This window comes from Microbispora sp. ZYX-F-249 (assembly GCF_039649665.1).
GTDB classification, from domain to species: Bacteria; Actinomycetota; Actinomycetes; order Streptosporangiales; family Streptosporangiaceae; genus Microbispora; species Microbispora maris.
Genome location: NZ_JBDJAW010000045.1, coordinates 43,573 through 58,607, shown reverse-complemented (window position 1 = coordinate 58,607; position 15,035 = coordinate 43,573). Strand labels below are relative to the sequence as shown.

Here is a 15,035-nt window from a genome sequence, read left to right as displayed (position 1 = left end):
GCAAGGTCGGCAAAGACCGCTGGGCCTTCACCTACCACCACCAGGCGGGAGCCCGGCCGTTGCGAGTCTGATGCTGTGTGCACACTCGTTCACCGGGCTGGAGGGAATGGGGCTGTGAGGAGCGAAACTGGAGGGAGCGGAGCGGAAGGAAGCGAGGACCGCAGCGAAGGTCCAGCGAAGCGGACTTCGCGAGGACCGGAGGTTCCTTCCGGCGCAGTGACCGACTTGGCCAAGCAAGGATCATGGCGGTGGCCTGACCGACCTCAAACTGCTGGGCCCGGCCTGCCAGTTCCACAACCCCGACCGCTACACCCGCCGCAAGATCGGCAAAGACCGCTGGGCCTTCACCTACCGCCGCCTCAGCACAGCCCGGCGGGTGCGCGAGTGAGGAGGAACGATGGCCGGAGGAACGATGGCCGGAGGAACGGCCGGGGGTCAGGACCCGAGACGCCAGGAGTGGAGATACTCCTCCTGCTCGACGGTGAGCGCGTCGATCGAGATGCCGGCCGCGGCCAGCTTCAGGCGGGCCACCTCGGCGTCGATGCCGGCCGGGACGTCGTACACGCCGGGCGTCAGCCGGGCCGACTCCCGCACCAGCCAGGCGACGGCGAGCGCCTGGGCGGCGAACGACATGTCCATCACCGCCGCCGGATGCCCCTCGGCCGCGGTGAGGTTCACCAGGCGCCCCTCCGCGAGCAGCAGCAGCCTGCGGCCGTCGTCGAGGACGTACTCGTCGGTGTTGGGCCTGATACCGAAGCGCACCTGCCTCGCCATCTCCTCCAGCGCGCGCACGTCGATCTCTACGTCGAAGTGGCCCGCGTTCGCGAGGATCGCGCCGTCCTTCATGACGGCCAGGTGCTCGGCGCGGATGACGTCGCGGTTGCCGGTGACGGTCACGAACACGTCGCCGGTCTCGGCGGCCAGGCTCATCGGCCGCACGTCGTAGCCCTGCAGGGCGGCGTCGAGAGCCTTGACCGGGTCGATCTCGGTGACGACGACCCGCGCGCCGAGGCCCTTGGCCCGCTCCGCGACGCCACGGCCGCAGAAGCCGAAACCCGCCACGACGACGGTGCGGCCGGCCAGCAGGACGTTGGTGGCCCGCATGATGCCGTCGAGCGTCGACTGGCCGGTGCCGTACCGGTTGTCGAACATCCGCTTGGTCCGGGTGTCGTTCACCGCGACCATCGGGAAGCGCAACGCGTTCTCCGAGGCCATCTGGCGCAGCCGGATGATCCCGGTCGTGGTCTCCTCACAACCGCCGATCACGTCGTCGAGGAGCTCGACCCGCTCGGTGTGCAGGGTGTTGACGAGGTCGCATCCGTCGTCCAGGACGATGTTCGGCGCGATGTCGAGCGTCTGGTGGATGTGCCGGTAGTAGGTCTCCATGTCCACGCCGGCGCGGGCGTGCACGGCGATGCCGTACGTCCTCAGCGCCTCGGCGACGTCGTCCTGCGTGGACAGGGGGTTGGACGCGGCCAGGGCGATCTCTGCGCCGCCCTCCCGCAGGGCCCCCATGAGCACCGCCGTCTCGGCGGTCACGTGCATGCAGGCGGCGACGCGCAGGCCGTCGAGCGGCCTGTCGGCACCGAAACCGGCGCCGACCGCCCCTAGGACCGGCATCGACCGGGCCGCCCACTCGATGCGGCGCTCTCCGGCCTCCGCGATGCCCGCCGTGATGTCCGGCTGAATCACGCCGTCTACCTCCTGACGAGGGGCGCGGGCCCGGGCCCGCGCCCTCGTCGTGCGACCCGCCTGTCAGTAGCGGTAGTGGTCCGGCTTGTACGGGCCCTCGACGTCGACGCCGATGTACTCCGCCTGCTTCTTGCTGAGCGTGGTCAGCTTGACGCCGAGCGCGTCGAGGTGGAGGCGGGCGACCTTCTCGTCGAGGTGCTTGGGCAGCACGTACACGCCGACCGGGTATTCGTCGGTCTTCGTGAACAGCTCGATCTGGGCGATCACCTGGTTGGTGAACGAGTTCGACATGACGAACGACGGGTGGCCGGTGGCGCAGCCGAGGTTCATCAGGCGGCCCTCGGCGAGCACGATGATCGAGTGCCCGTCGGGGAACACCCACTCGTCGACCTGCGGCTTGATGTTGATCCTCTTGATGCCCGGGATGCGGGTCAGGCCGGCCATGTCGATCTCGTTGTCGAAGTGGCCGATGTTGGACACGATCGCCTGGTGCTTCATCTGCGACATGTGCTCGGCGGTGATGATGCCGTAGTTGCCGGTGCAGGTGACGAAGATGTCCGCGATGCCGACGACCTCCTCCAGGGTGGTGACCTGGAAGCCGTCCATGGCGGCCTGGAGCGCGCAGATCGGGTCGATCTCGGTGACGATGACCCGGGCGCCCTGACCGCGCAGCGCGTCGGCGCAGCCCTTGCCCACGTCGCCGTAGCCGCAGACCACGGCCACCTTGCCGCCGATCAGCACGTCGGTGGCGCGGTTGAGGCCGTCGATCACCGAGTGGCGGCAGCCGTACTTGTTGTCGAACTTCGACTTGGTCACCGAGTCGTTGACGTTGATCGCCGGGAACAGGAGCGTGCCGGACTTGTGCATCTCGTACAGCCGGTGCACACCGGTCGTGGTCTCCTCGGTGACGCCCTTGATCTCCTCGGCCACGCGGGTCCACCACTTGTCCTCGGAGACCGTGCGGCGGAGCGTGTCGAGGATGACCGCCCACTCCTCGGGGTCGTCCTCACCGGCGACCGGCACGGCGCCGGCCTTCTCGAACTCCACACCCTTGTGGACGAGCAGCGTGGCGTCGCCACCGTCGTCGAGGATCATGTTGGGGCCGGAGCCGTCGGGCCAGCGGAGGGCCTGCTCGGTGCACCACCAGTACTCCTCCAGCGTCTCGCCCTTCCAGGCGAAGACCGGGACGCCGGAGGGGTTGTCCACCGTGCCGTCCGGGCCGACGACGACCGCGGCGGCGGCGTGGTCCTGCGTGGAGAAGATGTTGCAGCTCACCCAGCGGACGTCGGCGCCGAGCGCGACCAGCGTCTCGATCAGTACGGCGGTCTGGATCGTCATGTGCAGCGATCCCATGATCTTCGCGCCGCGCAGCGGCTGCGCCGCGGCGTACTCCTTGCGGGTCGCCATGAGGCCCGGCATCTCGTGCTCCGCGAGGCGGATCTCTTTGCGGCCGAATTCCGCCAGCGAAAGGTCGGCGACCTTGAAGTCCATGAGTGTCTCCTCCATTGTCCGTCGGTGCGAGTTTAGGCGTCGCGGACGCGCCGACGCATACGGAGGCGTGCGAACCTGACACAAGAATGTGAGATTCCGTCGCCGACGGGTGCCGGAGGGCCGCCGGACTGTCTAGCGTGGACCCAGGAACGGGGACCGGAGGCACGATGCGCATCACCGAGGCGGCCAGGCGGCTCGGCATGTCCCCCCGGATGCTGCGCTACCGGGAGGCCCTCGGCCTGCTGCCGCCCGTACGGGACAGGGGCGCCCATCGGCGCTTCGGGCCCGACGAACTGGAGGCGGTGCGCCAGGCGATGGAGCTGGAGCGCCGGTTCGACGTCTCGCCGGCCGAGCTGGCCTTCGCGCTCCGGGCGCTGTCCGAGCCCGCGGTGGCCCAGGCCGTACGCGACCTCGGCGTGCGCATCGGGCGCATCCAGGCGCCGCGCCGGGCGCTGGACTTCGAGAAGGAGAAGGCCCTGCGGCTGCTGCGGCAGCGTTGAGTCAGGCGCCGTTGAATCAGGCGCCGTTGAATCAGGCGCCGACCACGAGGCGCAGGTCGTCGGCGCGCAGCGTGTCGGCCGTGACGTACGGCTGCTCGCTCACGATGTCGGTCATCGTCAGCGGGACGTTCAGGGACGGCACCAGCCTGAGCGCTTTGACCAGGAGGTTCGGGTGCTCCGCCGTGAACTCCTGGGGCAGGCCGAGGAGTTTGGCGGTCATCTTCGTCGTGCAGATCACCACGTTGCCCTCGAAGGTGAACGTGCTGCCGGTCAGCGTCGTCGGGCCCATCGTCTGGGTGGGCCGCTCCAGCACGGCCTTGTCCATGGTGAAGCGGAGCATCTTGACGGTGCCGGTCGCGGTGGGCATCTCGACCACGCCGGTGAACTTCATCCCGGTCATGGTCAGCGAGGGGGCGCGGACGGCGGCCGTCTCGGTCGCGACCCGCACCGCCCCCGGCGCGCCGCCCCCCTGCGTGGGAGAGTCCCCCGGCTCGTCCTCGCCGTCCCGCCCGGGCGTCGGCGAGGGGCTCCTCCTGCCGGTGAGGGAGCCCACGGCGTCCTGCAGACTCGTGGGCAGGGCCGTGGGCAGAGTCGTGGGCAGGGCCGTGGGGACCGCGCTGGGCAGGACGCCGCCGAGGGCGTCGGACAGGCCGCCGGGAACGGCGCTCGGGACGACGCCGGGCAGGAGGGAGCCGCCCTGCCCGTCCGGACCGGGGTCCTTCGGCGTCATGACCGTTCCGGCCGCCAGGATGGCGGGAAGCACGGCGATGGCCAGCGCCCTCGTCGCCGGGCCCGGGCCCCCGTCCCCGCGTCCGCCGCCGTCCGGGCGCACGCCCCCGTCGTCAGGACCGTCGTCAGGGCCGCCGTGAGGGTCGTCGTCAGGGCTCTCCTCCTCCGGCCCGGACACGGACCCGTCGCGGACGCGGGCCACCAGGACGCGCGGGCTCTCGCCCGGGGGCTCGGCCGCCGGCCGCTGGGGCCGGGTGGCCTCCAGCCGCTCGTCGCCGCTGACCACCCGGCGCTCGGTGATGGTGATCTCACCCGCCGACGGCCCCGGCGGCGCGGCGGGCAGGATGGGCGCCGAATCGGCCACGGGGGTCTCCGCGGTGGTCTCGGCGGGGGTCTCCGCGGGCGTCCAGGCGACCGCGAGCGCCCCGCCGACCAGGCCGAGCAGCATGCCGATCAGGAAGCCGCCGAGGTTGGCGTAGACGAACGACGCGATCGAGATCAGTACGGCGACCACGCCGAGGAAGGCGCGTTTGTCGGGCTGGAGCCAGATCATCAGGCCGAGGATGATCAGCACCAGCGAGATCAGGTAGGTGGCGCCGATCGTGCCCGACTGGATGACGAGCGGCAGGGCCTGGGTCGCGAACGGAATGCTCAGCAGTTCCAGACCGGCCGCGAGCACCAGCAGGCCGCCCCAGAACGGCCGCGAGCGCCGCCAGGACCCGCTCATCGCCGCCCGCCCGGGAGCGTGTGTCCGGCCATGTGCAGCACCCGCATCAGAAGCACTCGTGCTGGCCCGGCTCCACCGCCAGCTTCAGCCCCGGCAGCTTGAACGTCGCCGCGTTGACCGACCAGGAGACCTGCCGGAAGTCCTTGATGGTGATGCCGCTCGCCTGCTGGCCGAACATGCCGGCCGCGCCCTCGGCGCCCGGAAGCTGGTCGAGGGCGCTGGCGTCGCGGCCCGCCTCCAGCTTCGTGAAGACCGCGTTGCCCTCGATCTGGGAAGCATCGACGATCATGTTCTCGGCGGTGACCGGGTCCTTGCCCGTGCCGGCGGTGATCCGGATGGTCACGGCGCCGACGGGCGACTTCACCAGGACCGTCTGGCACATGTTGGTCAGGGTGGCCTTGCGGATGCCGGAGACGGCGACCGGGATCTTCTGGCCCTTCTTGTTCTCCACCGTGCTGCCGTACTGGACGAAGCCCTGGCCCTGCAGGGTGTCCGCGGAGACCTTGAACGTGTCACCCGAGACCACGAACGACGCGCCGATCGCCCCCTCGGCGGTCGCGCCGACCAACACGGACGCGACCGCGAGTGCGGGCACGAAGACGAGCGCGAAGCGCTTCCAACGCACGCGTCCCTGCCGAACGCGTCCCTGTTGAGCCATGAGTCACCTCTGGGGGGAACCAGTCAAATGCAGAAGCAAAGTTACCGAGCGGTACCCCAGAGGTTGAAGTGACTCAGCATCACATTTCAATTACGGCGCGCAGCGAAAAGCGGCTGACCGTAACGAGCATTATGCGCCGGTACGCTGCCCCGAGGCGGCGTCCGCCCGGTAGAGGTCCGGCTCCAGGTAGATCACCCGGGCCATCGGAACCGCGTCACGGATGCGGCGCTCGGCCTCGTCGATCCCCTTCGCCACCTCGCCGGCGGTGTCGTCGTGCTCCACCGCGATCTTGGCGGCGACCAGCAGCTCCTCCGGGCCGAGATGCAGGGTGCGCAGGTGGATGACCCGGCTGACCTCGGGGGCGGACTCCAGCGCGGCGCAGATCTTCTCCTCCACCTCGGGGGTCGCGCTCTCGCCGATCAGCAGCGACTTGGTCTCGGTGGCCAGGATGACCGCGATCATCGCAAGCAGCACGCCGATCATGAGAGTGCCGACGCCGTCCCACATGCCGTTGCCGGTGATGACGGCCATCGCCACGCCGAACAGCGCGAAGACCAGGCCCAGCAGTGCGCCGAGATCCTCCAGCAGCACGACGGGCAGTTCGGGTGCCTTGGCCCTGCGGATGAAGGACACCCAGGACTCCTTGCCCTTGTGCTCCCTCGACTCCTTGATCGCCGTACGGAACGAGAAGCCCTCGGCGACGATCGCGAAGATCAGCACGCCGAAGGCCCACTGCGGCGACTCCACGGGGTGCGGGTCACTGATCTTGTGCCAGCCCTCGTACAGGGAGAACAGGGCGCCGATCGTGAACAGCACCACGGCGACGACGAAGGCGTAGAAGTAACGCTCCCGGCCATAGCCGAAGGGATGCTTGCGGGTCCTCCCCTTGGCGGCGCGCTTGCCGCCGAGCAGCAGCAGCGCCTGGTTGCCGGAGTCGGCCACCGAGTGGACCGACTCGGCGAGCATCGACGACGACCCGGTGAAGACGAACGCCACGAACTTCGACACCGCGATCGCGAGGTTGGCGCCGAGCGCCGCGAGGATCGCCTTGGTACCGCCACCCGCACTCACGTTGAACTCCTCAATTCGATCGGCCGAGGCGATCCTATTGGGAAATTCTCGCCCGGAGTTCCGCCGCGGCCGACGCCGGGTCCATCCCGTACCCGAGAGCGAGGTAGACACTCGCGTAGTCGCAGAGACCGACCAGGGCGGCGAGCCGGTCCAGCGGGTGCGCGCCTTCGGCCGCGATCTCGGAGACCGGCACGCCCCGGTCCTCGGCCAGCCGTACGGCGGCCGTGCGGGACGCGGCCACCAGGGGATGCTCCTCCACGTCGCGCAGCAGGAACAGGCGCAGACGTGGACTCTCTCCCGGCTCGTCGGCGAACGGGTCGGCGAAGAGGTCCCGTCCGGCCAAGGGGCCGTCGAACGTCACGATCTGGTTGTGGGCGGCCTCGGGCAGCTCCCCCCAGATCGCCGGGTAGCCCGCGTCCCCACCGAGCCGGTCGGCCAGACGGCGGGCCGCCACCGCGGCCAGCGGCGAGGTGCCCCAGATGAGCGGAAGCGTCCCGGCCAGTTCCATCGCCAGCGTCTTGCCGGGATTGATGAACGACTCGCTCGACGGGCGGCAGCGATGGGCCAGGTCCTCCAGCCGCTTGGCCGCCGACTCGAACTCGCTCTCCCCCGCGGAGACCAGGCCGAGCGCGGCCGCCGCCAGGATCGGCGGGACCACGAGCGACCACAGCGTGGCCTTCGGCTGTCCGGCCACCCCGGTCGCGCCGCCCACCGGCACGTACGGCCCGCCCACCCGCGCGACCAGGGCCGACAGCGGCGTGTCGGGCGCGCCCACGCCGACGAGCGCGCACCCGCGCCGCACGGCCTCGGCGGTCACGGCGACGGTCTCCTCGGTCCTGCCGGAGCGGGAGACCGCGATGACGAGATCGGCGGCGCCGGCCCAGCCGGGCAGGCGATGGCCGCGGACGGTCACCACCGGGACCGGGGCGCCGTACCGGCACAGCGCCTCCAGGACGTCGCCCGCGAGGGCGGAGACGCCCATGCCCGCCACGACGATCGCGCGGGGACGGCCGTCCCGCCCGATCCGCGCCAGGCCGTTCTCCACGGACGATCGGTACGCCGCCCGCATCTGGGCGGCCGACGACGCGACGGAACGGAGCATGCCGGAGGGGTCGCCCTCCGTCAGGTACGCCTGGTCGTCGAGCCGGTCGGGCTCGAACCGGGCCCCTCCGGCAGCGGTCATGCCTTGCGGGCCTCGTCGACGAGGAGCACCGGGATGTCGTCACGCACGGGATAGACCAGCCCGCACGACTCCGAGGTGCAGGCCAGCTCGTCCACGTCGGGCACGGCGCGGAGCGGGGACTTGCACGCCGGGCAGGCGAGGATGTCCAGCAGCCAGTCGTCGATCTTCACGTCGTCAGCTCCTTACCACGGCGAGCACTTCGTCCCGGACGGCGGCGACCTTCTCCTCGTCGGCGGCCTCCGCGTTGAGCCGGAGCAGCGGCTCGGTGTTGGACGGACGCAGGTTGAACCACCAGTCCGGACCGCTGACGGTGAGTCCGTCCAGCTCGTCGAAGGTAACACCCTCCCGGCCCGCGAAGGTCTCGCGCACCCGCGCCAGGGCGGCGGCCTGGTCCTCGACCCTGCTGTTGATCTCCCCCGACGCGGCGTAGCGCGAGTAGCGGGACAGCACCTCCGACAGCGGCCGGTCCTGCTCGCCCAGGGCCGCGAGCACGTGCAGGGCGGCCAGCATGCCCGAGTCGGCGAACCAGAAGTCGCGGAAGTAGTAGTGGGCCGAGTGCTCCCCGCCGAAGACGGCGCCGGTGCGGGCCATCTCCGCCTTGATGAACGAGTGGCCGACGCGGGTGCGGACGGGCTTGCCGCCGTGCTCGGCGACGATCTCCGGCACACCCTTCGAGGTGATCAGGTTGTGGATGATCGTGGCGCCGGGGTTCTTGGCCAGCTCGCGCACCGCGACCAGCGCCGTGACGGTGGACGGCGAGACCGACTCGCCCCGCTCGTCGATGACCCAGCACCGGTCGGCGTCGCCGTCGAAGGCGATGCCGATGTCCGCGCCCTGCGAGACGACCGCCTTCTGCAGGTCGCGCAGGTTCTCCGGCTCGATCGGGTTGGCCTCGTGGTTGGGGAAGCTGCCGTCGAGCTCGAAGTAGAGCGGAGTCAGCTCGATCGGCAGGCCCTTGAAGACCTCGGGGACGGTGTAGCCGCCCATGCCGTTGCCGGCGTCCACGACCACCTTGAGCGGCCGGATGCCCGACAGGTCGACCAGCGTCTTGAGGTGGGCGGCGTAGCCCTCCAGAAGGTCGCGCTCGGTCACCGCGCCGGCACCCGGCGTGCCGCCCAGGCCCGTGGCGAGCAGTTCGGCCGCGCGGTCGCGGATCTCCAGCAGGCCGGTGTCGGTGCCCACCGGCACGGCGCCCGCCCGGCACATCTTCATGCCGTTGTATTTGGCCGGGTTGTGGCTCGCCGTGAACATGACGCCCGGCAGGTTCAGGCTGCCGCTGGCGTAGTAGAGCATGTCGGTCGAGCCGAGGCCGGCGTTGACCACGTCGGCGCCCCGGGAGGTCGCGCCCCGGGCGAACGCCGCGGCCAGCGGGCCCGAGGAGGGGCGCATGTCGTGCGCCATCACCACCGAGGTCGCACCCGTCAGCTCCACGAAGGCCGCCCCGACGGCCTGTGCGATCTCCTCGTCGAGCTCGTCCGGCACCACGCCACGCACGTCGTACGCCTTGAAGATCCTGCTGAGGTCGGCCACTGCACGCCCCTAAATGTCGTTAGTCTTCGCACCTGAGCCTATAGCGCCCGATTGCCCGCACAGCGGGCTCTCCAACGCGGAGCGCGCGAACTCATCGCGAGGGGTCATCGCTCCCTGTTCGGCTGGGCGGACTTGAGCACCCGCAGGTGACCACGGCGGCCCACCTCGACCGCCTGGCCGACGGGTTCGCCGGCGGCGGGAGCGGGGCGCGCGGCCTCCCGGACCGCGTTCGCCAGGGCCTCCAGGTCGTCCCCGCTCGGGGCGACGGACTCGGACGGAAGGCGCACGACCTCCCAGCCCCTGGGCGCGGTGAGCCGTTCCGCGTGCTCCGCGCACAAGTCGTAACAGTGTGGCTCGACGTACGTCGCCAGAGGGCCGAGTACGGCGGTCGAGTCGGCGTAGACATACGTGAGTGTGAAGACGGCAGGCTGCCTGCAGGCGGTACGGGAACAGCTGCGGACGGGGCTCACGGAGGGACCGTATCCGGTCCGCGTTCACATTGCCACCACCCCGCCGCTCTTATTGAACGTGTCGCCACAATTCAGCGTTCTTTGAAGTCGGTATGACGTTGGTGGGCAAAGCGGACACGACCCGCGGGATCCACCGCGCCGACGGGACGGGCCTTAAGCTGGCTGCGTGAGCGATCGGAGCGGTGACAGGCCGGATCCAGCCCGGCGGGTGCGCCGGCGCGACCGGCACGGCCGCGGCATGCGCGGCCCCCTCGCACCCTCGCACGTCCCCATCGCGAAGTCCCGCGGCGAGCGGTTCGACGACCTGGTGCTCGACGCGGTCGACCGGCTGAAGCCGCGGTGGGGCACCCAGCTCGCGTCGGTCGAGTTCGCGGTGGAGGAGGTGCCGCCGGCCGCCGAGCTGGTGGACGGGCCCGCCCGGCTGTCCTCCGACCCGATCCCGCTCGGGCGGGCCGAGTCGGCCTCGGGAGAGGATCCGGCCGCCGTCGTGCTGTACCGCCGCCCGCTCGAGGCGCGGGCCCGCGACCGCGAGCAGCTCGGCACGCTGGTGCTGGACGTGGTCGTCGAGCAGGTGGCCAGCCTGCTGGGCCTCACCCCGGAGACGATCGACCCCGGCTACGACGACCGGCACTGAAGCGGTTCTTACGGAAGCACCACGCCCGGCGAGTCGACGGTCGGAGGCACCAGCGCCCAGGTCCTGGCCATGGCCAGCGGCTGCGCGGTCACCATCTGGCCGTCCTTGGCCGCCTCGTCGAGGACGCGCCCGCCGTACACCGGCCCCGAGCCCGGCTTCGGCCGTACGACGACGCTGAAACCGCCCTTGCTGCCCTTGGGGGGTGTGAGCCTGAGCTCCTGGGTGCGGGCGGCGGGCAGCTTGACCTCGATCGGGGCCGGCGCCTCGCCCTTCGCGGGCAGCAGCCGCACCTCCACTGTGGCCGCCGCGAACGGCGCCGAGAGCACCAGCCAGGAGGTCTGCTTGCCTTCGGCCCGGCCGTCGGCGACGACGCTGCCGAGGTCGACGGAGGCGGCGCCGGCCGTGAAGGCGACATCCTGCCTGGCTCCCGTCCCGGTGATCCTCAGGCCCGCCACGATCGGGACGTCGGACTCCAGCACCAGCGCGGCCGGTTGCCCGCCGATGCCTGTGGACAGGTCGAGCGAGGACGCCGAGCCGGCCGGCACCTCGAGCGTCTCCTTGTTCTTCAGCGCGTAGGAGCCGTCCTCGAGCACGGCCTTGATCCGCACGACCGTGTCCCGCTCCCCCGGCGCGGCGACGTACAGCTCCCGCTGCCCGGCGGTGCCGGGGACACCGGGGACGACGACCCGGGTGGCGGGGGCGGCGGCGACGGGCAGCCAGTCGACGCCCCTGCCCTCGCCCAGCACGGCCTTCACCGCGGCGGCCACCCGGCCGCTGCGCGTGCTGACCTGCAGAGCCATGATCAGCGGGGAAGGTGCGAGGTCGCGCAGCCTGATCACGCGGTGCCCGCCGGGCTTGACGACGACGCCGTTGCCCCGCTCGCTCAGCACCGGGCCTTCGCCGGAGTAGACCATGAACGAGACGTTGGCCGGGGCCGAGTCGGGGTTGGCGAGGTAGAGCGTCATCTCCGCCGCGGCCGGCCCCGGCCCGACGAACCAGCTCTCGGCCCCCGGTTCGACGCAGCGCACCCCGGCGAGACCCCGCTGGGTGCCCGACGTCTCCCGGGCGGTCTGGGCGCTCTCCAGCCCGGCGGCCATCGACCCGGTGGCGTCCACCACGAGAGGCCCGCCCCCGGCGGCGACGTCACGCTGCCACAGCAGACCCGGCCGGTCGATCACGTCGTCCTTGCCGCCGCCCTTCTCCTCCGGGGCCTTGATCCCCGACAGGGTGGCGCTGCCCGGCCCCTGGTTCTGCTCGGGGGTCACCACGCTCACCCGGCTGCCGGACGGCGCCGGGCACACGGCGGTCACCGACTCCACCGGCGCTCTGACGGCCTGCGGACGCGCCTGCGCGACCGGCGCAGGCCGGCTGACGTAGGCCACGCCGTACAACGCGCCCAGTGCGACCAGCACCAGGGCGAGCAGGCCGAAGCGGTTCTCGATCAGTCTCCTCACGCGGGCACCCGATCTTCCTTCGCCCGGCGGCGGCCCCGTGGCCCTTCCTCTGGCACGTCGGCGTAGTCGACCTCCGGCTCTCTCGTGCGGGCCCCGGGCGAGGCCAGGATCAGCACGAGCACGAGCAGCGCGCCCTGGGCCCACAGCCAGCCCCGGTGCAGCGCGCCCGCGGGCGCGGGCGGCGGGGGCGCCGTCACCTGACCCGCCACGCGCCACAGGCCGCCCGTCTCCGAGAGGCTCACCCTGACCAGGGCGGGCTGCGAGTCGAGCGCCCGCTGCAGGGCCGGGTCGACGGGGCCGGGCACCGTCACGAAGCGGACTCCGAACGACGCCAGTGTCTGGACGTACGTGCTGCCCCGGCCCGAGGCGAGCCCGGCGACCGCGGCCGCGAGACGGGCGCTCGCCTCCCGGGGCGGTTCGAGGTCGGACTCGCCGATCAGCGGCCCCCGGCCGCGCATCAGCGTGTAGCCGACCCTGTCGTCCCTGGAGCGCAGCAGGAGCGTGCCCTCGCCGGGCGCGGACTGGAGCGCGGCGAGCACCGGCACCGGGTCGCCCAGGTCGCCGCGCAGCGGGCCGTCCGCGCCCCTCGTCACCCACAGCGCGGCGGCGGAGAGCGGGGTCGCGAAGGCGACCACGACGATGAGCATCGCGCCGAGGCGGCGCAGCCCGCGCGCGGCGCGGAACTCGGCGATCCGGTGCGCCTGGTGTCCCGCGGCCACCAGCAGGCCGGTCGCCGCGAACGCCAGCGGCACCCCCGGCCACGCCGTGTCGCCGATCCGGCTCACCACGATCGCCACCAGCAGCCCGAAGAGCATGACGCCCCAGCCGATCGCGACGACCATCTGGTGGCGCCGCAGCAGCAGGGCGGCCAGCGCGACCGCGACCAGGCCCGCCGTCGCCCACACGGGCGGCGCCCCCGGCCCGCCGGGACTCAGCATGAGCAGGGACTCGGCGCCGAGCCGGAGGTCGATGAGACGGCTGTCGTGCAGGCCGGACTCGAGCAGGATCCGTGCCGGTTCCCTGACGATCTCGACCAGCCACGGGAACAGCAGGACGACCGGGGTGCCGAGGCCGATCACGAGCGACCGCCTGACACCTCTGCGGATGCCGCCGAACGACACCGCGGCGAGCCCGCCGAGGATCGCCACGAGCACGTACACGAGCGGGACGAAGGCCGTGCCCACGGTCAGGAGCAGGCCGAAACCCCAGGCCGCCCGCCGCGACCCGGCGATGACACGGGTGGCGAGCGCCGCGTAGACGGGCAGCAGCACGAGCACGATCGCGGTGCCCAGCCGCCCGCCCGCCACCGCGCCGGTCGCGACCGGCAGCAGGGCGTAGGTGGCGGCCAGCCAGACCCGCGCGGGCGTGTACGGGATCATCCGCTTGGTCGCCGCGTACGCCGAGATCCCGGCCAGCGGCACGCAGCCGAGCAGCACCACGCCGACGGCCAGCCACGTCTTGCCGAACGCGACCGCCGACAGGCCGGCGAGCACGGCGACGTACGGCGGTGCCCAGGTCTGCGAGCCGAGCCCGGTGACGTGGTGGTCTTCGACGTAGAGCCGCCACAGGTCGGACGCGCCGCCGGAGACGGGCACCAGGGCCCCGCCGCCGAGGTGTCCTCCGGACAGGAGCCCGGACAGCAGCGTCCTTTCGGCGGCCAGCGTGATCACCGCCAGGATCAGGCCGAGCGCCACGACCGGGCTGCCGAACACGCGCTGGACCCCGCCGGAGTCGGTCAGCAACTCGTCGCCGTCGTCCTCCTGGGCGCGGTCCGCGGCCGCGTGGTGGCGGCCCGCCGAGTCGACCGGACCTGCTCCGGCGAGGAAGCCCTGCACCATGTCGGCCAGCCGCCGCAGCGCGGCGCCCGGCGGGGTCAGCTTGCGCCGGATCGCGGGCCAGCCCTGTTTCCTGCCCTTCCTGCGGGCCTTGCGGGCCCGCCGCAGGCGCAGCGGACGGCCGATGACCGAGCCGAGCGCGGCCAGTTCGTCGAGGGCGTTGGCCGGCTGCTTGGCCAGCAGGAAAAGCAGCGCCCGCAGCGTCGACGCGACGACGTTGCGCAGCACGGACCGCACGAACGCGCCGAACGGCAGGTTCGCCATCAGGACGAACAGGCCGTTGCGCCGGCCGAGCCTGCGGGGATGCTCGTCGCTGGTGGCGATCCTGCGCCGCCGCCGCGCCGCGGCCTCGGCGTGCCAGGCCACCGCGTCGCTCACGTTGAGCACGCGGTGGCCGGCCGTACGGGCCCGCCAGCACAGGTCGAGGTCGTCGCGGAACAGCGGCAGCGCGGTGTCGAGGCCGTTCAGCTCGTCCCAGACGTCTCTGCGGATCAGCATGCCCGCCGTGGAGACCGACAGGACGTCGGCGATGCCGTCGTGCTGCCCCTGGTCGTACTCTCTCGGCTCGAGGCCGGTGTCGCGCCGCCCCGACCTGCTGACGGTGACGCCCATCTCCAGCAGCACCCGCCGGTCGAGCCAGTCGCGCAGCTTGGGGCCGAGGATGGCGGCCTTGGGATCCTGCTCCGCCGCCCCCAGCAGGGCCTGCAGCGCGTTCGCGTCGGGCGCGCAGTCGTCGTGGAGCAGCCACACCCACTCCCGGCCCGGCGCGGGCGGCAGCCGCCGCAGGACCTCGTGGACGGCCTCGCCGAACCCGGTGGACCGGGGCAGGGTCAGCACGTTGCCCGTCCCGAACGCCTCGGTCAGCAGCTTCCCGCTGCCGTCACGGCTGCCGTTGTCGACGCCGACGACACGGTCGAGAGGCCGGGTCTGGCGCAGCACCGCCGCCAGCGTCTCCTTGAGCCAGCGGGCGCCGTCGTGGGCGACGACGATCGCGGTCACCGAGTGCACGTCGAGTCCTAGGGGGGTCGTACGGCTGAGCGCCGACCACGATACGGCAACCC

Annotated in this window: 13 protein-coding genes; 2 read left to right on the top strand and 11 right to left on the bottom strand. The window is 72.1% G+C overall.

Translation table 11 applies throughout. From position 1 onward, the window contains the following. Positions 1-435: 435 nt before the first annotated feature. Complete coding sequence (locus AAH991_RS34280) at positions 436-1,692, bottom strand: adenosylhomocysteinase (protein ID WP_346230085.1); 1,257 nt, start codon at positions 1,690-1,692, stop codon at positions 436-438. Between the two features lie 63 nt (positions 1,693-1,755). Continuing rightward, positions 1,756-3,183 (bottom strand): adenosylhomocysteinase, encoded by a 1,428-nt coding sequence (gene ahcY / locus AAH991_RS34275; RefSeq protein ID WP_346230084.1) that lies wholly within the window; start codon positions 3,181-3,183, stop codon positions 1,756-1,758. A gap of 167 nt (positions 3,184-3,350) precedes the next feature. On the opposite strand from ahcY, the gene AAH991_RS34270 reads away from it, so the two are divergent. Then, a complete protein-coding gene (locus AAH991_RS34270) occupies positions 3,351-3,683 on the top strand; it encodes a MerR family transcriptional regulator (RefSeq protein WP_346230083.1) in 333 nt (110 codons plus the stop codon). A gap of 31 nt (positions 3,684-3,714) precedes the next feature. On the opposite strand, the gene AAH991_RS34265 is transcribed toward AAH991_RS34270, so the two are convergent. The 7 genes from AAH991_RS34265 to AAH991_RS34235 all read right to left on the bottom strand — a co-directional run bounded on the left by AAH991_RS34265 (position 3,715) and on the right by AAH991_RS34235 (position 10,051). Continuing rightward, entirely contained in the window at positions 3,715-5,139 is a 1,425-nt protein-coding gene (locus tag AAH991_RS34265; RefSeq protein WP_346230082.1) for a DUF6114 domain-containing protein, read from the bottom strand. A 46-nt stretch (positions 5,140-5,185) separates the two neighbouring features. Then, the gene (locus AAH991_RS34260) at positions 5,186-5,764 is read right to left on the bottom strand and encodes a DUF6230 family protein (RefSeq protein WP_346230081.1); all 579 of its coding nucleotides are present in this window, start codon (positions 5,762-5,764) and stop codon (positions 5,186-5,188) included. 162 nt (positions 5,765-5,926) lie between these two features. Continuing rightward, entirely contained in the window at positions 5,927-6,868 is a 942-nt protein-coding gene (locus AAH991_RS34255) for a cation diffusion facilitator family transporter (RefSeq protein WP_346230080.1), read from the bottom strand. Positions 6,869-6,902: 34 nt separating this feature from the next. Further along, the gene (locus tag AAH991_RS34250; protein ID WP_346230079.1) at positions 6,903-8,051 is read right to left on the bottom strand and encodes an SIS domain-containing protein; all 1,149 of its coding nucleotides are present in this window, start codon (positions 8,049-8,051) and stop codon (positions 6,903-6,905) included. Further along, positions 8,048-8,221, bottom strand: a complete 174-nt coding sequence (locus AAH991_RS34245) for a Trm112 family protein (protein WP_346230078.1) — start codon at positions 8,219-8,221, stop codon at positions 8,048-8,050. Before AAH991_RS34245 ends, AAH991_RS34250 begins: the two co-directional genes overlap by 4 nt. Before the next feature lie 4 nt (positions 8,222-8,225). After that, entirely contained in the window at positions 8,226-9,581 is a 1,356-nt protein-coding gene (locus AAH991_RS34240) for a phosphomannomutase/phosphoglucomutase (protein ID WP_346230077.1), read from the bottom strand. Between the two features lie 104 nt (positions 9,582-9,685). Next, positions 9,686-10,051 carry a DUF3499 domain-containing protein gene (locus AAH991_RS34235; protein WP_030509365.1) on the bottom strand — a complete coding sequence of 122 codons (366 nt, stop codon included), beginning with the start codon at positions 10,049-10,051 and terminating at the stop codon, positions 9,686-9,688. Between the two features lie 166 nt (positions 10,052-10,217). Here AAH991_RS34235 and AAH991_RS34230 point away from each other — a divergent pair, with 166 nt between their 5' ends. Next, positions 10,218-10,685, top strand: coding sequence for a metallopeptidase family protein (locus AAH991_RS34230; RefSeq protein ID WP_346230076.1), 468 nt, complete (start codon positions 10,218-10,220; stop codon positions 10,683-10,685). Positions 10,686-10,693: 8 nt separating this feature from the next. On the opposite strand, the gene AAH991_RS34225 is transcribed toward AAH991_RS34230, so the two are convergent. Both AAH991_RS34225 and AAH991_RS34220 read right to left on the bottom strand, forming a co-directional pair. Then, positions 10,694-12,139, bottom strand: coding sequence for a DUF5719 family protein (locus tag AAH991_RS34225; RefSeq protein ID WP_346230075.1), 1,446 nt, complete (start codon positions 12,137-12,139; stop codon positions 10,694-10,696). After that, positions 12,136-14,982 carry a glycosyltransferase gene (locus AAH991_RS34220; protein ID WP_346230074.1) on the bottom strand — a complete coding sequence of 949 codons (2,847 nt, stop codon included), beginning with the start codon at positions 14,980-14,982 and terminating at the stop codon, positions 12,136-12,138. Before AAH991_RS34220 ends, AAH991_RS34225 begins: the two co-directional genes overlap by 4 nt. Positions 14,983-15,035: the final 53 nt, after the last annotated feature.